The organism is Collinsella sp. An2, from assembly GCF_002160065.1.
In the GTDB taxonomy this organism is placed as follows: domain Bacteria; phylum Actinomycetota; class Coriobacteriia; order Coriobacteriales; family Coriobacteriaceae; genus Limicola.
In genome coordinates, this window is the sequence record NZ_NFJW01000009.1 from 68,714 (window position 1) to 88,066 (window position 19,353).

Below are 19,353 nucleotides of genomic sequence, written 5' to 3' on the forward strand. Positions count from 1 at the left end.
AGGAAGCGAGAAACGATGTCCCAGACCATGACCAGGCACGACCTTGGATCCGCCGTGGTCTATCAGATCTACATCAAGAGTTTCTGCGACAGTGACGGCGACGGCATCGGAGACCTGCGTGGTATCGAGAGCAAGCTCGACTATCTGCAGCGTCTGGGTGTGGACTACCTCTGGATCACCCCGTTTTTCCCCTCGCCGCAGCGCGACAACGGCTATGACGTTTCCGACTACTGCGCCATCGATTCGGTGTATGGCACGATGGACGATTTCGACCGGCTCGTGGCCAAGGCGGATGCGCGCGGCATGGGAATCATGCTGGACATGGTGCTCTGCCATACCTCTCGCGACCATGCGTGGTTCCAGCGGGCACTTGCCGGCGACGAGCGTTACCAGCGCTATTACATTCTGCGCGACGGACGGGGCAGCACGGGCGCCGGCGACCCCGGAGAGCCGCCCACCAACTGGCAGTGTGCCTTCGGAGGCAGCGCCTGGGAGTGGGAGCCGCGTCTGGGCAAGTGGTACCTGCATCTGCACGATGTGAGCCAGCCCGACCTCGATTGGACCAACCCCGAGGTGCGCGAGCAGTTGGCGAACGTCGTGCGCTTCTGGAAGGACCGCGGCGTGCGCGGCTTCCGCTTCGATGTCATCAACCTCATCTCGAAGCCTGAGGTGTTCGAGGACGACACGGAGGGCTTGGGACGCCGTCTGTTTGCCGACGGTCCCCATGTGCACGAGTACCTGCGCGAGCTTGTGGATCGCGCGGGTATCGACGGCATGATCACGGTGGGCGAGATGGCCTCGACCGACCTTGCCAACTGCGTGCGCTACACGCGCCCCGACGACCACGAGCTTGCCATGGCGTTCAGCTTCCACCATCTGAAGGTGGACTATCGCAACGGGAACAAGTGGGAGCTTGCCGACCCTGACATCCCACGGCTTCGGCAGATCTTCCGCGAGTGGCAGGAGGGCATGCAGGCCGGCGGAGGCTGGAACGCGCTCTTCTGGAACAACCACGACCAGCCGCGCGCCATCTCGCGCTTTGGCGGCCGCGGTGGCGCCGGGCTGCCGGACAGCAGCTGGGAGAAGGTGGGCAAGATGCTTGGCATCTGCACCCACTTCATGCAGGGCACGCCCTATATCTATCAGGGCGAGGAGCTGGGCATGACGAATCCCGGCTACGCATCGATCGATGAATACCGCGACGTCGAGAGCAAGAACTACTACCGCATCATGCTCGATGCGGGCAAGAGCCCTGCCGAGGCGTTGCGCGTGGTAAACGAGCGCTCGCGCGACGACGGCCGAACGCCCATGCAGTGGGGCTCGGCGGCTCACGGCGGCTTCACCACCGGCGAGCCCTGGATCGGCGTGGCGCCCAACTACACGCGCGTGAACGCCGAGGTCGAAGAGGGCGTCGAGGGGTCGATGCTCGAGTTCTATCGCAAGCTGGTGCGTTTGCGCAAGCAGCTGCTGGCGGTGTCCGACGGCGCAGTCCGTTTTGTCGAGGTGGGGGAGGGCGCACCGAAGGTGATTGCCTACTTGCGCGAGCTTGAGGATGCTCCCGAGGGCCAGCCGCGGCGTCTGCTGGTGCTGTGCTCCTTCGATGACGAGCCGTGCCGGGTCTGCCTTTCCGGTGCGGACGTGAGCCTGGAAGATGCGGAGCGGTTGCTGGGCAACTACGATGACGCGCCGACGGTCGACGCGGCTTCGGGTGCGGTGGCCCTGCGGCCCTTCGAGGCGCTGGTGGTCGCGCTTGCATAGGCGTGCGCGCGCGTGGGGGCGGACGAGCCACGCCGCCGCCACCGAGTTTACGGGCTCGAACGCTCCACGTGCCGTCCCTGCGCGACCTGCGCGTAAAGAAACCCTGCGCACGGCCTGCGCGTAAAGAAACTGAGCCTCGGCGACTGTATGTTTCGCAGAGGCTCAGTTTTGTTTCAGAATAGGGGCCGATTCCGGGGAATTACTGAGCGTTGACAAAGCGTCAGCCGACGGCCTCCCATGTTCCCCATGTAGCATCATTACCAAAAACGGGTCCGCAGCAATGCTGCAGACCCGTCACGGATGCTTGTGGTGGAGACGAAGGGAATCGAACCCTCGGCCTCTGCCATGCGACGGCAGCGCTCTCCCAGCTGAGCTACGTCCCCAAGCAGAGATACATATTACCAGCCCACGAACGCCTGTCAACGGAAAATCTTTTCACTCGCGACTTAGCCACAAACGCTGGCACCCCATGTAGAATGGGCGACAGGCGGGTGACTCCCTGAACGCAGGGCGCTGCCCATGTCCAGCCTAAAGATGCGTGATACGTGCTCGCAGGGTGCGTTTGTTGATAGGGGATTGCTGCTTCATGTTGATTTGTCCGGTATCGCCAGATTGCCTTGTGCACATAGAGGCGCTGTATCGAAGCGTCGCTGAGGAGATGCGTGGCACGGCACACGACGTGTGGTGGGAGTTTGGCGTGCATCCGACGCACGATGGTTTGACGGCATCGCTGCAGGCAGGAAATCTCTTCGTGGCGTATGAGGACGATCGTGGGACATCCTCGCGCGGCGCGGGTTCGCAGCCCGGTGATGCGGCGGCGTCCGCATCGCGGCCCATAGGCGCTTTTGTACTCGACGGGCGCCAGGGAAAGGACTATGCGGTCGCGCCGTGGGGCGTTGATGCTCCCTCGGAACACGTCGCCGTGCTGCATCTGCTTGCGGTTGCCCCCTATGCCCGGGGTCGCGGCGTGGCGCGCGCCCTTCTAAGCGCGGCTGCAGCGGAGGCACGCGTCCGCGGGGCTTGGACGCTCAGGCTCGATGTGTTTGACAACAACGCTCCGGCAATCGCGAGCTATACGGCTTTCGGTTTTGCCGACCGAGGCGTGTTTGACATCGAGGTGGGAGGCGGCCTCAGGCACGCGTCGCATCTCATGGAGCTTGACCTGCGTGAAGGGGAAGACGCTTGATGGAAACTCGAACTAAGCGGGAGGCGGGCGCGCTGCTCTCTCCGTCATCGCTGGGGTCGTGCGAGCTGTGCCCGCGCCGCTGCCGTGCGGATCGCCTGGCAGGGGCTCGCGGCATCTGCGGTGCCGACGGAACGCTTCGTCTGGCGCGCGCCGCGCTGCACTTCTGGGAGGAGCCGCCCATCTCGGGCGAGGCGGGGTCGGGCACCATATTCTTCTCAGGATGCCCACTCAAGTGTGTGTACTGCCAGAACCACGAGATCTCGACGGGAAACTTCGGTATCGAGGTTCCGCCGGAGCGCCTCGTAGAGATCATGCTGGAGCTGCAGGACCAGGGGGCACTCAATATCAATCTGGTCACGGCGACTCACTATGCGCATCTGCTGCCGCAGGCACTCGACGACGCCCGCCGGCGCGGGCTGAGCATTCCGATCGTCTACAACACGAGCGGCTACGAGCGCGTCGAGGCGGTCCGAGAGCTCGGCGACCTCGTGGACATTTGGCTCACCGACTTCAAATACGGCGACGCCGCACTTGGCCGCGCGCTTTCCCATGTGCCCGACTATCCCGAGGTCGCGGAGTCGACGCTTGTAGAGATGTCGCGGCAGCTCGCGCGACGGGGCGGCCCGGCGTCGCGCCCCGATGGCACATGGACGCGCGGCATCATCGTGCGCCATCTGGTGCTGCCCGGTCATGTCGACGATTCGTGCCGGGTGCTCGACCGAATTTGGAACGCGGTGGGCGATGTCCCCATCTCGGTCATGAACCAGTACACGCCAAACGCGCGGATGCGCACCCAGGGCGGCGAGCTCGCCCGCGCGATTACGGACGAGGAGTACGAGCAGGTTCTCGACCACGCGGACGACCTGGGTTTCACCCAGATGTTCTGGCAGGAAGGCGGGGCCGTGGACGAGAGTTTTACCCCGCCCTTTGATACGACCGGCGTGCTGGTGCGCGCGGATGCCTGCAGCAACGCTGCCGGCGTGCGGGAAGGAGGGCTGCAATGAGGCTTGCGGTCTTTGATGTTGGCGGTACGGCCATCAAACATGCTGTCATGGAAGGCGCGGGTGCTCCCGAGGATCTATCACAGCTGGGCGAGGTCCCTACGCCCAACGGGCTGACGGAGAGTCAGGAGGCCTTCCTGGGCGTGCTCGAGGGCATCCTGGCACAGATGGGTCCGGTCGAGGGCATCGCGTTCTCGCTTCCCGGGGTCATCGATGTGGAGCGCAAGTACCTGCATACCGGTGGCGCCCTCATGTACAACTACGACGTTGACGCAACGGTATGGGAGCAGCGTTTTGGGCTTCCCATCGAGGTCGAGAACGATGCGCGCTGCTCGACCATGGCGGAGCTTACCGTGGGAAACCTCCAAGGTGTGACCAACGGCGTCGTGCTTACTTTTGGAACGGGCATCGGTGGCGGGGCGGTCGTGAACGGGGAGGTCTTCAAGGGGTCTCATCTCTATGCCGGCGAGGCCTCCCTCATGTATTCGCGCATGCCGCACAAGGACAGTCCTCTGCGCGACGACGGTGCGTTTTCGACCGACTGCTCGACGCACGGGCTGTGCCGTCGCGTTGCCGATGCAAAGGGCATTGAGAGCTGCAACGGACGCGAGGTCTTCGCGTTGATCGAGCAGGGCGATACGGTTGCCACCGACGTCTTTCGCGATGTGTGCGACGGCATTGCCATGCAGATCCATAACATTCAGTGCTGGATTGACCCGGAGCGCATTTGCCTGGGAGGCGGCGTGAGCAAGAATCCGCTGTTCGTCGAGGGTGTTCGCGCGGCGATTAAGCGCTTTAATGCCGAGCTCAACTACCCGTTTCCCTCCGTTGAGATCTTGCCGTGCCGCTTCTTCAACGAGGCCAACCTCATCGGCGCCTGTCAGCACTACTTGCACATGCAGCGGCGGCGTGCGGCGTAGGGGATGATGGGACACGGACGCTGGCGTCGTGTTGTTTCGGGCGGCGGAGGTAGCGTGCTACTCGGGCGATGATTGCTGCTTCTGTCCGTCGTGTTTCGGGTGCCGGCTTCATTGCTTGTTGGTTGTCGCTCTGCTCCGCCGCGTGCCGGGTGCTGACTGTCGTCCCGCTCCGCCGCGTGCCGTGTGCTGGCTGTTGTCCCGCTCCGCCGTGTGCCGTTCGACGGCCGGCGTCCTGCTCTGCCGCGCGCCGGGCCGTTGCCGCCTTTTCGTTCCGCCGCGTGCCGCGCTGTTGCCGAGCGATTTTAGTCCAGCAACTACCATTGACTATGTTTAGGCCCAAAATCGGCGCTTATCTTAGTCAAAAGTAGTTGCTAGACACAGTTTCGGTGGAGCCGGTCGAGGCGAGTGGGATAACGGGGCGAGCGAGACGGTCAAAGCGGACAAGCTGGCTATATCAGGCGGGCCGGCCGAGGTGAGCGAGGCAGGCTGGCCGAGGCGATCGAGGCAGCCGTGTCGAGCGAGCCGGTCACGCAGGCTCGGGGCTTGCCGAACGCCACCAGCTCGTCCGCTCGCGCATGGTCCTAGGGCCGGATAAACCCGAAAGGATGCTCCGGCGCAATGTAGTCCAGCAGGAAGAGCTCCTCGGCGGGAATACGCCCGACCACGTTGCGGGTCCCGTCGTTTTCGAAGTCGCGCAGCGCCACCTCGAGCTCGCCGCGGTAATGGGCCATGTTGTCGTTGGGAATCAGGACATCGCCCCGATGGAAGACCGTGTCAGGCCAAGGGCGCGGCGCGATGCTGCGCTCCTTGAATGCCAGCCGCGACCACGAGGAACGCAGCATGTATGCCGAGGCATCGCCGCGCGTGGTGTGGTCAAAGCCCCAGATAACCTCGCGCTCGATATCGGTGACGTCGGGCACAAGGTCGATGCGCATGGTCACGCGCGTGGTGTCGACGGCCGCAAGCGCCGCGAGCTCGTCGTCGCTTGCAAAGCAGTTGCCCACGATGACATCGTCGACAAGTCCCGATGCGAGCAGGTGGCGGGCCTGCAGGTCGATCGGTCGCCTGCGGTCATCCTCGCACGTGGGCAGGCCGGCGAAGACGGGCCACGGGCCAAAGGTATTCTCTTCGCGGCTGGACACAAACGCTGCCAGCGTGAGGCCGAGGCGCTTGTATTGGGCATTGCGGGCCTGGAACACCTCCTCCGAGAGGCCTGTATAGGGCTCGGGGAAGAAGTTGTGGCAGACGGTCATGGCGCGCGGGTCGGCTCCGCGCTCGATTAGCAGGTCAAGTGCCAGGTTGCAGCTCGCATTGAACTCGACCTGGATGCCCTGGGGGTTTCGGGTGATTATGATGTCGCCCTGGTCGCCGAAGTGCCCGTCCAGCCGGATGATGTCCACGCCCATATGCGCGAAGGGGGAGAGGTCGAACGGCGTGGCTCCTAGACGCTCAAAGACGTCTTCGTTGGTGTCGACGGCAACGGTAAATCCCAGGTCATGGGCCGTGCTAACAAACGATCCAAACTCCTCGATCGTCTCGTCGGCGTTTCGCTTTACCGAAAGCAGGCAGGTGAAGATGCGGCTGAAGCCGTGCTGCGCCGCGCGCTCCATGTATGCTCGGTCCTGTTGGGGGTTGGAGTGCTCGGGGTACAGCGAGATTCCCAGCCGGTGCATATGACGTCCTTTCGTTGTCATGGTGCCGATTGCCGCGTGAATCTTTTGAGCCTGCTTGTTGGTTCGCGCGGATAAAGTCGGCGTGTTATTTGGCTGTTCCCATTCTCGCACGGCAGACGAGGGGTCGGCATATAAAAGCGCGATACATTTCTATAAAGACATGGATTATGAGAAATCAAAACCGGGATGCATTTCATCACGCCTTCGCGCCGTACGGCTGGCGCGCCGGCTGTAGGGCCGCGTGTGCATGGCCTCGCTTGCCGCAAAGTCGTGACGGCCCGCGCGCCGCCGTCCACGAAGCCAAGCGGGACGGGCGGCCAGCAAGAGTTGCGGGTATACTGCAAAGAACGCCATGACGCGGCCGATGCCGCTTGGATCGAAAAGAGGTTCCCATCGTGGCAGATCAAGATACTCCGCTCACGGAGGCCGAGCGCGCCGAGCTCGAACAGCTGCGCGCCGAGAAGGCCCGTCGTGAGCGTGCGGAGCTCGAGCAGCTGCGCGCCGAGCAAGCCGAGTCCGATGCGGCGAAGGCCGCGACCATCGATGATTCGCGTTCGACCCCCGCGGCTCCTGCGCCTACGTCTTCCGAGGCGACTGCCGACAAGTCGGCGACAACCCAAGCGGACGCTTCGAGCGTGCAGGCCGAAACGCCCGCTCGCCCGTCGGCGAGCGAAGCCACTCGCCCCGCGTCGCAGCCTTCGGCATCTTCCGCTCAGGCCGCCGGCACGCAGGAGCGGCCGCGCACGTTTGGCGAGCGCATGGTGCTTTCGGAGGGCGAGGACGAAGACGGCGTGCCTTCGATGCCGCCCGCCCAGAAGCTCATCATCGCCATCGCGCTGCTGGCGTTTGTTTGCGGCGCCGTCTACGTCGCGCTGGTCAACACCGGCGTGCTTGGATAACGGGACGCGCCGAGCCGATGCCATAGCGGCTCGGAACACCCCGCGAGGTCGGGGCCTTGGTGACCGACCTCGATGCGATGCTCGCATGCGAAAGGAAGGTTTACATGGCACTGACAGACCCCACGCGCCCCACCGACGTGGCGCTTTTGACCGACCTCTACGAGCTCACCATGGCTCAGGGCCTTTGGGAAAACGGCAAGCTTGATGAGATGGACTGCTTTACGGCGTTCTACCGCGACCATCCCTTCGGAAGCGCCTTTGCGGTCATGTGCGGCACCGCCGACCTTGCCGACCTCGTTGAGAACCTGCGGTTTGAGGACGAGGACATCGACTACCTGGCCTCGCTCGAGGCGCCTGCAGGTGGCGCCATGTTCAAGCCGGGCTTTCTTGAGTACCTGCGCAAGTTCCGCGCACACGTGAACATCGACGCCGTGCCCGAGGGCGAGCTCGTCTTCCCGCGCGAGCCCATGGTGCGCGTGACCGGACCCGCGCTTGAGTGCCAGATGCTCGAGACGGCGCTTCTCAACACCATCGGCTTCCAAACGCTCGTCGCCACAAAGACCGCGCGCGTGGTCCAGGCAGCAGAAGGTCGGCCCGTCGCAGAGTTCGGCCTGCGCCGCGCACAGGGGCCCGACGGCGGCATGGCCGTTGCCCGCGCGAGCTATGTGGCAGGCTGCTCGTCGACCTCCAACGTGCTGGCGGGGCGCAAGTACGGCATCCCGGTCTTTGGCACGCATGCGCACAGCTGGGTCATGAGCTTCGACTCGGAACTCGAGGCGTTTCGTGCGTTTGCGCGCAGCATGCCCAACAACTGCACGCTGCTCATCGACACCTACGATGTGCGCGAGGGCGTGGAGAACGCCATCACGGTGGCACACGAGATGGAGGCGCGCGGCGAGCGGCTTGCGGCCATTCGTATCGATTCCGGCGACCTGGCGAAGCTCTCGGCCTACGTGCGCGCCCGGTTTGACGAGGAGAATCTGCCGTACGTGAAGATCTCGGTGTCGAATGACCTGGACGAATACACCATTCAGTCGCTGCTGGACCAGGGCGCGCCGATCGATTCCTTTGGCGTGGGCACCAAGCTTGCCACCTGCTACGATCAGCCGGCGCTGGGCTGCGTGTACAAGCTCGCTGCACGGCGCGACCCCGGCGATGAAGCCTGGACACCCGTGGTGAAGCTTTCCGAGCAGCCCTATAAGCGCACGATTCCCGGCGTGCAGCAGGTGCGCCGCTATATGGACGACGCCGGCAGCCCCGTGTGCGACATGATCTACGACGAGGCGTATCTTGAGGGCGAGGGAGGAGAGCGCGGCGGCACGCTTGTTGCGGTGAACGACGCCGCTCTGGTAACGAGCGTGTCCGGCATGGCCTATCGCGAGTTGCTTGAGCCCGTGGTACGCGATGGCGCCGCTGTCGCCCCACGCGAGCCGCTCGAGCAGGCGCGGGCGCGCTGCAGCGCCGCCCTGTCGGCGCTCGATCCCGAGTACAAGCGCTTCCTGTATCCGCAGTCCTACGTGGTTGGCATGGAGAGCGGCCTTGCCCATGTGCGCGACGAGCTCGTGCGCGAGCGCATGGTGGCGACGGGTTCGAGCATGCCTTGGAAGGCCCCGCGCAAGCGGTAGGGTTGCACACATTGCCGGAGTCGCACCCGGGAGCTCCTACATACAGGAAACGACATCGCACATCGCCGTCCGTGCACCCCGTTGCACGGACGGCGATGGGGTATGATGGGGCGGCACGTTTTCGCCCGGCAATTCGTCGGGCGAGTCGATTATTCAGGAGACCGCATGCCCGCCGAGTTCGCTACCTCTGCCACGACGTCCACCGCCACCACACCGACCAAGACCATGGTCGTGAAGATTGGGTCGTCGACGCTTGTGGGCGCTGACGGCGCACTTCGCCGCCAGTTTATAGCGGACCTCGCACGCCAGGCCGCCGAGTTGCGCCGGCTGGGTTGGAACTTGGTTGTGGTGAGCTCGGGCGCCATCGCTTGCGGGGCGCCGCTGTTGGGATTCGAGCGCCGTCCGCAGGATATGCCGAGCCTACAGGCGTGTGCCTCGGTGGGGCAGTGCGTTCTCTCGGCCGTCTACGACGAGGAGTTTCGTGCGGCCGACCTGCTTACCTCGCTGGTGCTGCTTACCCGGCACGATACGGCGCGCCGCAATTCCTACCTTCACGCACGCGACGCCCTGACGCGCCTTGTGAGCCTGGGCGTGGTGCCGGTGGTAAACGAAAACGACACGGTAACGGTTGACGAGATCCGCTTCGGCGATAACGATACCTTGGCCGCGCTTGTGGCCTGCTTGGTGTCTGCCGACCTGTGCGTAACGCTTTCCGACATCGATGGCCTGTATACCGCCAATCCCGCGCTGGACCCCGAGGCCCAGTTCATTCCGCGCGTGGATAAGATCGATGCATCGATCATTGGCGCGGCAGGGGATTCCACCACGGCCGTGGGCACGGGCGGCATGATTACCAAGATCCGCGCGAGTCGCATCCTCATGACCGCGGGTATCGAGAGCGTGATTTGCTCGGGCGAAGCTGAGACTCCGCTGGTGCGTTTGGCGCGCGGCGAACAGGTGGGCACGTGTTTCGTGCCGCCTGCGGACCGGTTGGACATCGCTCCGCGCAAGCTCTGGATCGCGCTCGGCGACGCGGCGCGTGGACGTCTGGTGGTCGACGAGGGGGCCGCACGGGCGATTGTGCGGCATGGTTCGTCGTTGCTGCCCGTTGGCGTTGCGTCTGTGGACGGGGACTTTGTCACAGGGGACATCCTGGATATCTGTGACCCTTCCGGCTTTGTAATTGCTCGCGGTCAGGCCGAGGCGCCAAGCGACGAGCTCAAGCTTGCTGCAGGGCGTCACCAGGATGAGATTGCGCAAAACCGTCTGCTGGCAGCGCTTGCCGGTAAGCCCGCGGTGCATCGGGACAACATGATCGTGTTTGCGTAAGGGCCTTTGCGGGCGGCCGTGATTCTGGTTGGGCCGAATCAGTTGCGTCGCATGGCGTTGAGCCGTGTTGTGCGAGCGGAATCCCGTTGCTCGGGCCTGCCTGTGCGGCTGGCCGGTGCGGTGGCGGCCGTTACGCATGGCGCGGTTGTCGTTTGGCGGTGCAAATGAGGGGTTGCTTATACTTAAAAATCATCGTGGTGGTCAAAAAGGTCACTGAGGTAGTTTTTTCGACGGCTATACATTGCCTCGGAGAGCAGTTTGAAGGTATTTGAGGCGCTTTTACAGCCTGTTTGGAGGCAAAAGGAAGGTCTGTAAAAGCTCCAATACCGTTCGGGAAGCTCGTTTTGACTTTTCAAAAACTACCTCAGTGGCCTTTTTGACCACCGCTTTGAAAATCAACGTTTGAGCGCCCTGAAACAGTGTATAAAACTGGCTGTTTCGAAGCTGAAATTGCATACTCCATTGTTGATGTGTCAGCCGGCATTCAAAAGTGCAATAGAGCAATTGATTCGACTGCCGCAGCGCTTGATTTTCGCTTGTGCTGTCGCCGCCAACGGCTGTAGAGGGCTCACGGCCTCGTCGGACCATGCCTGACGAGGCCGTGAGCTGTGGGGATTGCTGGATGCGGCGTTGCTCCAAGCTCCCTTACTGCCTTAGCGTCAGCTCCAGGTCGCCGCGGTTTAGAGCCTCCTCGAAAAGATGACGGAACACGACGTCGCCATGCAGGCCGTCGTGCTCAAACTCATTGGTGACCCACGCATGGCTCGCGCCGACGCGACTCAGGGTGTCAAGCTGCAGACCGGAGTCGACATACATATCGTCGAAATAGACTGCGGCCTGGAGCGGAACCTCGTTTGTTGCCAGGCGCGCCGGGTCGTAGACAGGGTCGAATTCGGTGTCCTCCATAAGCAGATTGACGGCTGCGGAGAAGGGTTTGAGTTCGGGCATCTGCTCAAACATCCAGGGGAAACAGGCCTCACCGGTAAACATGGGCGGGCGCGCGGAGGTGTCGAAGTCTGGACGGGAGGCCTTTTCGCGTTCGGCCGCCCACCGGATGGGGCGCGTTGTGCCGTCGGCGTAGATGAACTCCTGGAGCGTCCAATAGAGCGGATTCTGGGCTGTGGTCGTGCGCTCGAGCACGCTCATGAGGAAACCGTCCGAAAGCTCGCATCCGGCGGTGTCGTCCGCCGGCACCAATCCATCGTTCAACTCGAAAGCGTGGTCGAAGAGCCAGTGCATGCGCTCGAAGCTTGGCTTCATGCCAAAGTCGCTGCCCAAGAGCTGCAGGCGCTCCACGGTCATGGGGCTACCATCGGGGAGGGACACGTCACCTGCGGCAAGGCGGTCGGCGACGGCGGCCACGCGCTCCACATCGCCGGGATAGCGGCGGTAGTACTGCTGCGTTTTGGTCACCATGCGCGGAAACGTGTGCGCATAGACCTCGTCGGCGCTGGCGGGTACGTGAGGGATGCCTCCCGTGGTAAACGATGCCGCCACACCTGTGGGATAGCTCGACAGGTACGAGAGCGTCAGGAATCCGCCGTAGCTCTGTCCCAGCGTGACCCACGGCTTGCCGCCGAACTCCGTCAGGCGCAGGTATTCGAAGTCGCGCACGATGGACGGGGCAAGGAAGCGCTTAAGATAGTCCGCTTGTGCACGTGCCACATCCACGCCGGCAGCTTTGGCGGCCTGTGCAAGTGTGGTCATGGTCTTGCCGCTTACCCGGCTTGAGCGGCCGGTGCCGCGCTGATCGGGCAAGACCACGCGGAAGTGTTTGATAGTCTCGGCCACCCAGCCGTCACTTGTGGAGGAGGTGAGACGCGGGCCTTCGCCACCGGGTCCGCCCTGCAGAAAGACGAGCAGCGGCAGGTCGTCGTGCACGCGCTCGGGTGCACACACGACGCGGTAGAAGAGCTTGATGGACTCCGACACGCCGGGCAGGGGGTCGGGGAACGCGCCACGGCGCATATTCATCCCGAGCGCCAAAAGCGCCGGCTCGAGCCCGCGCCAGTCCAGCGGGACGTCGATCGAGTGGTCCTCAACGTAGAGACCGGGAACGTAATAGCTGGCAAGTTTGGTCATGAGTCCTCCTTCGGCTCCGCCCTGTGTGGTGCGTTGCAGATTGATTGCAGTCTACAGAGTACACTCACTTCGAGGTTATGTTGGTGAACGGGGCCTTGATGCCAGTCCTTAAGCATGTTCTTCGGGATTATTGTGAGGATGTTCCGAGAGGTCGGATGGCTCGGGGGAACAGCAGCGTTTCGTTGTCGCGCCCCATGTGTGACAGTTTCCCAGGCGCCGCTGTCATGTTCTGCCGCTCACGACGGTGAACAGTCGAGGACACACGCGCTGCGCCGGCTCTTTCGTGGACGTTCGTATACTATATCGATAACCATGAGAGCGCACCGAAGGGAAGCACCATGCCTCGCGATATCCAAGACATCCAGCAGTACGTAACCGAGCTTGCGCAGGCGGCAAAGGAGGCCTCGCGTCCTTTGGGGTTTGCGAGCAACGAGGAGCGCGTGGGCGCCGTGCGTGCCATGGCCCAGGCGCTGCGTGCGCATGCGGACGAAATCGTAGCGGCCAACGCCGAGGACATGGATGCGGCGCGCGAGAAAGGCACGAGCGAGGGCCTGCTCGATCGCCTGCTGCTTACGCCTGAGCGTGTCGAGGGTATGGCTTCTGGGCTCGAGGCACTTTGTGACTTGCCCGACCCGGTGGGGCGCGTGCTGGAGCGCAGGACCATCGACTGCGGGCTCGACCTACAGAAGGTGAGCGTGCCGCTTGGCCTGGTTGCCATGGTGTACGAGGCGAGGCCCAATGTGACCTCCGACGCTGCGGGCATCTGCATCCGGACGGGCAACGCCTGCATTCTGCGCGGCGGGTCTATGGCCCAGCGCTCGTGCGTGGCGATTGCGCATGTGCTCTCCCAAGCGGTCGCTTCCTGCGGGTTCCCACCCGAGGCCGTGACCATCATCGAGACCACGGACCGCGCCGCGACGGGCGCACTCATGAGCCTGCGAGGCATCGTCGACGTGCTGATTCCGCGTGGCGGCGCCGGGCTCATCCAGCGTTGCGTGCGCGAGGCACAGGTCCCTGTGATCGAGACGGGCACCGGCAACTGCCACATCTATGTGCATGAGAGCGCGGACTTCGACAAGGCGGAGCCGATCATCATCAACGCCAAGACGCAGCGCGTGGGCGTGTGCAACGCGGCGGAATCGCTGCTGGTTGATCAGTCGGTGGCTCCGGCGTTGTTGGCGAGGATTCTGCCCGTGCTTCATGAACATGGCGTGCTCGTGCACGGCGACGCCACGACGTGTGAGGTTGCTGCTGCTTCTGGGCTCGCTGCGGGAACCGATGTTATTCCTGCCACCGAAGAGGACTGGGGCCGCGAGTATCTGGCCCTCGAGATGAGCGTGAAGTGCGTCTCGGGCCTGGACGAGGCGATCGCGCATATCAACCACTACGGCACGGGACATTCCGAGGCCATCGTCGCCGAGGACAAAGAGGCGTGCGAGCGCTTCCTGCGCGAGGTCGATGCTTCGGCCGTGTATGCCAACGCGAGCACGCGCTTCACCGATGGCGGAGAGTTTGGCCTGGGCGCAGAGATCGGCATTTCCACGCAGAAGCTGCATGCCCGTGGGCCCTTCGCTGCAGAGGCGCTGACCACCTACAAGTACGAGATTCGCGGCGAAGGTCAGGTGCGCCCCTAAACAGCCGGAAGCACAGCATCCGCAAGCACGACATGAGGCCGCCACACGGTTCACGCACGAACCGTGTGGCGGCCTTGCTGGTTTAGGGTCGCAGCGGATTGCTCCAATTCGCCGCGGTTGTGGGCTGTAGCGAGAAAGCCCTATGCCTCGTCTTTTCCAAAGGTGTCACGATCGGGGGCGAAAGACTGCATGGCCTCGATGGTGCGAGCAAACAGCTCGTCGAGCTCCCAGCCGAGCATCTCGGCTCCCTTGCGAATGACGTCGCGATTCACGCCGGCAGCGAAGCGCTTGTCCTTGAATTTCTTTTTGAGCGACTTCACGTTGAAGTCCATGACGCTCTTGGAGGGGCGCATGACCACGGCGGCGCCGATGAGCCCGGTGAGCTCCTCGGTGGCGAAGAGGATCTTTTCCATCTGCAGCTCGGGCTTGGGCAGCTCGGGATTGAAGTCGCTCGTGTGACTCTGAATGGCACGGATGAGCTCGGGCGTTCCGCCGGCCTCCTCGATAAGCGGGGCGGCGTAGATGGTGTGGTTTGCAGGATCGTCGGAATGCTCTTCCCAGTCCAGGTCGTGCAGCAGGCCCACGATGCCCCAGAATTCCTCGTTCTCGGGGTCGAATTCGCGAGCGAAATACCTCATGACCTGCTCGACGGTCTCGCCATGCTCAATATGGAACGGGTCTTTGTTGTGCGCGGTCAGAAGTTCGAAGGCTGCCTCGCGCGTCATGCCGGCGGAAAGGGTGTCTGCCATGATGTTCTCCCTCGGGGTCGCTGCGGATACATAGAAGGCTGTGCCGCAGCCTTGGAGCCACGGCACAGCGGTGTTCGTTTTATGATACCCAGATGTCGGTGTTCGGCATCTACGAGATGCGCATGAGCACCGTTGCCGCCTGGGCACGAGTGAGGCCCTGCAGCGGCATGAGCTCGCCCGTCTGGTCGTTGCCCATGAACACGCCGGCCTCGACTGCCCATTGCATGGCGCTTGTCGCCCAGGAGTCCGTCTCAAGACCGTCCGGGAAGGTGCTCAAATCGCCGGTGCCGGCAGGCTCGCCCTGCATGCGCCACAGTACGACGGCCATCTGCTCGCGGGAAATGGTCACGTCGGGGGCGAAGAGCGCCTGCCCGTCATAGCCCGAGAAGATGCCCTGGTCCGTGGCCCATGCGACTGCCTTGGCATACCAGGCGCCCTTGTCGCAGTCGGTATAGCGGTCGAGGGCGTCGGTGCTCCAGTCCGGCTCTCCCGCCATCTTGTAGAAGACGGCGGCAACCTGTGCGCGGCTGAGCGGGTCGTCGGGGCCAAACGTGGGCTGGGCGGTATGGTCGTACCCGGTCATATAGCCCTGGCCGATCGCCCAGTCGACGGGGTCGTGATACCACAGCGCCGTGTTGACGTCCCAATAGGCGTGGCTGGGGCAGAGCTCACCTCCGTTGCAGGAGACCTTGTAGTGGCCGGTCTCTTCGTCAAGCGTGGCCTTGAGGCCTTCCGCCAGGTTGGAGTGGTCGATGGAGTCGTCTTCGGCAACGATGTACTCGCCGGCATAGAGGTTGCGCTTGAGCATGACCGAGTAGGTGCCGTCGTTGACCTTCACGACGAAGGTCTTTGGCACAAAATCGATGGGACTCGCGGTGTAGGTGCCGCCGTAGACGCGCAGGTAGGCGCTTGCCGCGGCGCCGTCGGCCTGGGCGAAGGGCGCGGCGTCGCCGGTACGGAAGTAGCCATTGTTCACCTGGACGGTGCCAGCGCGACCGCTCCAGACGGCGTGTGCGCCGCCCGAGAACGTGCCGCGCTCGATGAGAAGGTACGCCGGTGCCCGTGTGGAGCCGCTATCGTTTTCAATCAGGTTGGCCGAGGCGTCGGCAAGCGTGATTGCGGCGTTGGTGCCGATGGTGAGCTCACCCTTGTTTTCGATGAGGGGCTCGGCGTTGCTGGGCGCGGTGCCGGTCGCGGCGGCGCGGGTTATGGTTCCGCCGTCGAAGGCGATGATGCCGGTACCCTCGTTGACGATCGCGGCATGCCCCGCGTTCGGGGAGACGATCGATCCAACGCGGCCGCTGTCGGTAATGGAGAGTGCGCCACGGTTGGTGATTGTGGTGCCCGTCTGCCCTGTGATGCTGTGGCCCGCAAGGTCGAGGTCGAGGACCGCGCCGGCGGGAACCGTGACGTCCTCGGTGACGTCGGTGGTCAGCGCTACGGAGTCGCCGTCGGATTCGGCGGCGGCGTTGCTCACCGAGTAGTAGTAGCGGTCGTGCTCGCCTTTGGCGGGAGCGCCCTTGAGAGGCGTGGCCACGCTTTCGGCGAAGGTGTTGTTGCGCGCGGTAAGGGCACCGCATGTGGGCGCTACAAGCTCGATGCCCACATTGGAGGCAAAGGAGAGGCCGTCGACCGTAACGGTGCCGTTGGGGCGCGCATCGGTGTCGCCCAGACGAACGCCTGCCTGGCCGGCGACGGTTGCCGCGGCGCCGGTGGCCTTGGAGATAGTGACGCCTGTCGCGTTGGTAACGCGTACGCCGACGATGTTCGAGGTCGCGGCGTCGAGACCCGCCGCGTTCGCGACGGTCATGGCGCTGATGGAAAGACCGTTGACGCCCTGGCCGCCGCCTGCAGACGCATCTCCCGTAACGTCGACGAGGCGGTAGGCATAGCGTTGGGCCTCAGCCCCTGCCGTCGCGGCGCCGGAAGCCGCCTCAACCGAAAGCGTGCACGAGGACACGGTGAGGTCGTTGACCACCTGGGAGCCGCCCATCACCTGAATGCCGGTCCAGGTATAGGCCTGGCCCGTCGAAGCATCTGCGCTGGTAAGAGCAGACATATGGAACGTGGTGTTCGACACGGAGACGCGATCGGAGTCGCCCTCGACGCGAATGCCCGTACGCGCCTCGGCGTTGCTGGGATAGGACGTGCCGTCCGACGCTCCGCCCGTGAACGTGAAGGTGCAGCCGGAAACCTTTACGTTGGAAGAGTCCTTTACGACCAGGCTGGTGAACGCGGCCTGAGCGGTGTCTCCGGCCTGGCCCTGGCGCACGAAGGCGATGCCGCTGATCGAGCTGCCGTCGGCGTCGTTGAGCGTGAACGTGCCCGCTAGCGTGGCGGGAGCCTGGGCGTCCGACTCGAACGCGAGGGCCTTGCCGGATACGGTGATGTTTTCGGTATTGGGGGAGGACGAGCCGACGATTACGATCGTGTCGCCGTTTTTGGCCGCATCAACGGCGGCCTGCACCGTTTCGTACGCCGTGCCGTTCAGACGCGCGGCGACGGCAGCGGGTTGAGGATCGCTGGGGGCATCGGTGTCGCCCGGCGTTTGGTCTGCCGGCGCGCTGGGAGCCTCGGCGCTGCCCGTCGAGCCCGATGCGTCTGCCTGCTCGCTGTCCTCTGCCGCCGTCTCGATGCGTGCGTCTGCAACATCGTTCAGCGCGAACGCCGCCGGCGTGCCCAGGGCCAGGGTAGAGGTAGCCAGGGCAAGTGCCACGGTCCTCCAAGGAGCCTTTCTCAATCTCATCGAAGCACCTCTCAATCCGTCCCTCGCGGGACACGACCGAGGCGGTAAAAGACATCACGCCCCGGCCGGGAACCAGCTCTTTCACTGATGACTATTGTATATGTGCGCGCGGACACAGACGCTCTCGCTGTGCCGTGAAATGCAAAAGGCCGGCGCACATGCACCGGCCTTGCTGTCATTGGTGTCGAGGGGCTCCCGTTAGGCGCTTCCATGGCTTCCGGGTATCAGCTCTATCTGTGGAGCCCGAACCCTTGAGGGTTAGTTCTCGCTTATACCGTTCGCTTCGGCGAAGATCTTCTCGACGTCCTCTTCGCTGACCTCGAGTGCGACGGCAAGCTCCTCCACCGAACGGCGATGCGCTTCTTTGAGAACGCGGCTGTAATAGCTGCTGGGCTTCTTGTCGTGGGCCTGGGCCTCGGCGATGCGATGGCGCATGGTCTTTGCCACGCGCACGGTTTCGGGGACACCCTGCTTGAGCTGCTGCTTAAAATACGATTCCTCAAGCGAGCTGTTGCGCTCTGTAAACGGGTCGCACTCTATGGCGTCGTAATGATCGATGACATCCTGCGCAACTTCGCGCGACACGGTGGGATGCAGCCGGCTGGACTGCGAAACGGGGTACATCATGCGCGTTTTGGCATGCCCCTGCTTACATTCAAGAACGATCATGGGCGCGGGGCCGTTGTCATCGTATCCGGTGACGGTGCAAACTCCCTGCCCGGGATGGATTACGTGCTCTCCAATTTCAAACATGCTATCTCCCAACTCATAAGCCATGTATGTAAGAATACCACGATTACGTGGTGTTTTGTTGGCTTGTCAACAAAAAATGACCACGTGAGGACACATTTAGGAAGGCTGTTTTGGGGCCTTGTGGCGCGAAGGCTGCTGGCCGAGAACGAACTTGCGCCGTCCTCTGTGGGTAAATAGCGTGGACGCGCTCGCAGTTAGAAATAATGTCGTAGGGGGGATATAATGGCGCGTGGATTCATTGAGATGCGATGGCCGGCTGCTTCCATAGGGGAGCGCGAGCAGTCTCGAGTTTCGCGCTTGGGCTGATTAACGCGCCGTCGCCGTGTGGTACGGGGGATTCTGCATGACGCTCCTAGAGCTGCTCGATTTGCTGAAGCATCACCTCAAGCTGGTCGTGTTTCTGCCCATCTTCTTCGCGCTTGCCGTCGGCGCCTATGCCTATCTCTTTATGGCGAACACCTATACCGCAAGCGTCAGCATGTACGTGCTCACGCCGCTTGCGGGCGATAACAACTCGCTCAACACCGAGCTTTCCGCGAGCCAGCTGCTTGCCAACGACGTCGCCACGCTCATTCAGAGCGAGCGCGTCACCGCGGATGCCGCCCACTCGCTGGGGCTCGACAGCCTAGATGGGTTCAATATCTCGGTTACAAGTGAGACCACGACGCGTGTCATCACCTGCTCTGTCACGGGCACGGACCCTCGCGCCGCGGCGGACGTCGCCAACGCCATTGCCGCCTCGGTGTCCGACGTGGCACAGGAGGTCATGGACGTGCAGAGCGTCAACGTGATCGACGAGGCCGCGGTGCCTGCGGCTCCCAGCGGTCCCAACCGCCCGCTCTATGTGGCAGTGGGCCTTATGGCGGGGCTGTTCGCCGCGGTAGCCATCGTGGTGCTGCGCGACATGCTCGATACGCGCGTGCGTCCCGACGAGCTGCAGGACCTGCTGGGCGTGCCGGTCATCGGCCGCATTCCGCTCATCAAGGAAGGAAAGTAAG

The 19,353-nt window shown here is 63.4% G+C and carries 15 protein-coding genes and 1 tRNA gene; 9 read left to right on the forward strand and 7 right to left on the reverse strand.

Annotated features, from left to right (window positions below; translation table 11 throughout):
• The first annotated feature begins 15 nt into the window (after nucleotides 1-15).
• Nucleotides 16-1,758, forward strand: coding sequence for an alpha,alpha-phosphotrehalase (locus B5F33_RS07045; RefSeq protein ID WP_239284919.1), 1,743 nt, complete (start codon nucleotides 16-18; stop codon nucleotides 1,756-1,758).
• A 307-nt stretch (nucleotides 1,759-2,065) separates the two neighbouring features.
• Here B5F33_RS07045 and B5F33_RS07050 read toward each other — a convergent pair.
• Nucleotides 2,066-2,141: transfer RNA gene (locus B5F33_RS07050), tRNA-Ala, on the reverse strand.
• A 275-nt stretch (nucleotides 2,142-2,416) separates the two neighbouring features.
• Between B5F33_RS07050 and B5F33_RS07055 the strand changes: the two genes are divergently transcribed.
• From B5F33_RS07055 to B5F33_RS07065, 3 genes are read left to right on the forward strand one after another with little or no spacing between them, the layout of a single operon-like run.
• Complete coding sequence (locus B5F33_RS07055; protein WP_158095333.1) at nucleotides 2,417-2,944, forward strand: GNAT family N-acetyltransferase; 528 nt, start codon at nucleotides 2,417-2,419, stop codon at nucleotides 2,942-2,944.
• A complete protein-coding gene (locus B5F33_RS07060; protein ID WP_087411104.1) occupies nucleotides 2,944-3,948 on the forward strand; it encodes a radical SAM protein in 1,005 nt (334 codons plus the stop codon). The genes B5F33_RS07055 and B5F33_RS07060 overlap by 1 nt, the downstream gene beginning before the upstream one ends.
• Nucleotides 3,945-4,865, forward strand: a complete 921-nt coding sequence (locus tag B5F33_RS07065; RefSeq protein ID WP_087411105.1) for an ROK family protein — start codon at nucleotides 3,945-3,947, stop codon at nucleotides 4,863-4,865. The genes B5F33_RS07060 and B5F33_RS07065 overlap by 4 nt, the downstream gene beginning before the upstream one ends.
• Before the next feature lie 581 nt (nucleotides 4,866-5,446).
• On the opposite strand, the gene B5F33_RS07070 is transcribed toward B5F33_RS07065, so the two are convergent.
• The gene (locus B5F33_RS07070) at nucleotides 5,447-6,538 is read right to left on the reverse strand and encodes a MupG family TIM beta-alpha barrel fold protein (RefSeq protein WP_087411106.1); all 1,092 of its coding nucleotides are present in this window, start codon (nucleotides 6,536-6,538) and stop codon (nucleotides 5,447-5,449) included.
• 395 nt (nucleotides 6,539-6,933) lie between these two features.
• Between B5F33_RS07070 and B5F33_RS07075 the strand changes: the two genes are divergently transcribed.
• From B5F33_RS07075 to proB, 3 genes are all read left to right on the forward strand, one after another.
• The gene (locus B5F33_RS07075) at nucleotides 6,934-7,437 is read left to right on the forward strand and encodes a hypothetical protein (protein ID WP_087411107.1); all 504 of its coding nucleotides are present in this window, start codon (nucleotides 6,934-6,936) and stop codon (nucleotides 7,435-7,437) included.
• A 104-nt stretch (nucleotides 7,438-7,541) separates the two neighbouring features.
• A complete protein-coding gene (locus tag B5F33_RS07080; RefSeq protein ID WP_087411108.1) occupies nucleotides 7,542-9,062 on the forward strand; it encodes a nicotinate phosphoribosyltransferase in 1,521 nt (506 codons plus the stop codon).
• A 165-nt stretch (nucleotides 9,063-9,227) separates the two neighbouring features.
• Nucleotides 9,228-10,391, forward strand: coding sequence for a glutamate 5-kinase (gene proB / locus B5F33_RS07085; protein ID WP_087411109.1), 1,164 nt, complete (start codon nucleotides 9,228-9,230; stop codon nucleotides 10,389-10,391).
• A gap of 279 nt (nucleotides 10,392-10,670) precedes the next feature.
• Here the strand turns inward: proB and B5F33_RS10830 are convergent, their stop codons facing one another.
• Nucleotides 10,671-11,030 (reverse strand): hypothetical protein, encoded by a 360-nt coding sequence (locus B5F33_RS10830; RefSeq protein WP_143757960.1) that lies wholly within the window; start codon nucleotides 11,028-11,030, stop codon nucleotides 10,671-10,673.
• 6 nt (nucleotides 11,031-11,036) lie between these two features.
• Entirely contained in the window at nucleotides 11,037-12,473 is a 1,437-nt protein-coding gene (locus B5F33_RS07090) for an alpha/beta fold hydrolase (protein ID WP_087411110.1), read from the reverse strand.
• A gap of 338 nt (nucleotides 12,474-12,811) precedes the next feature.
• Here B5F33_RS07090 and B5F33_RS07095 point away from each other — a divergent pair, with 338 nt between their 5' ends.
• Complete coding sequence (locus tag B5F33_RS07095) at nucleotides 12,812-14,107, forward strand: glutamate-5-semialdehyde dehydrogenase (protein WP_087411111.1); 1,296 nt, start codon at nucleotides 12,812-12,814, stop codon at nucleotides 14,105-14,107.
• A gap of 140 nt (nucleotides 14,108-14,247) precedes the next feature.
• Here the strand turns inward: B5F33_RS07095 and B5F33_RS07100 are convergent, their stop codons facing one another.
• The 3 genes from B5F33_RS07100 to B5F33_RS07110 form a co-directional block, all read right to left on the reverse strand.
• The gene (locus tag B5F33_RS07100) at nucleotides 14,248-14,856 is read right to left on the reverse strand and encodes an HD domain-containing protein (RefSeq protein WP_087411140.1); all 609 of its coding nucleotides are present in this window, start codon (nucleotides 14,854-14,856) and stop codon (nucleotides 14,248-14,250) included.
• Between the two features lie 109 nt (nucleotides 14,857-14,965).
• Nucleotides 14,966-17,602 (reverse strand): S-layer homology domain-containing protein, encoded by a 2,637-nt coding sequence (locus B5F33_RS07105; RefSeq protein WP_087411112.1) that lies wholly within the window; start codon nucleotides 17,600-17,602, stop codon nucleotides 14,966-14,968.
• Between the two features lie 258 nt (nucleotides 17,603-17,860).
• On the reverse strand, nucleotides 17,861-18,355 hold the full coding sequence (locus B5F33_RS07110) for a CarD family transcriptional regulator (RefSeq protein ID WP_087411113.1): 495 nt from the start codon (nucleotides 18,353-18,355) through the stop codon (nucleotides 17,861-17,863).
• 343 nt (nucleotides 18,356-18,698) lie between these two features.
• On the opposite strand from B5F33_RS07110, the gene B5F33_RS07115 reads away from it, so the two are divergent.
• Nucleotides 18,699-19,352, forward strand: coding sequence for a Wzz/FepE/Etk N-terminal domain-containing protein (locus tag B5F33_RS07115; protein ID WP_087411114.1), 654 nt, complete (start codon nucleotides 18,699-18,701; stop codon nucleotides 19,350-19,352).
• Nucleotide 19,353: the final 1 nt, after the last annotated feature.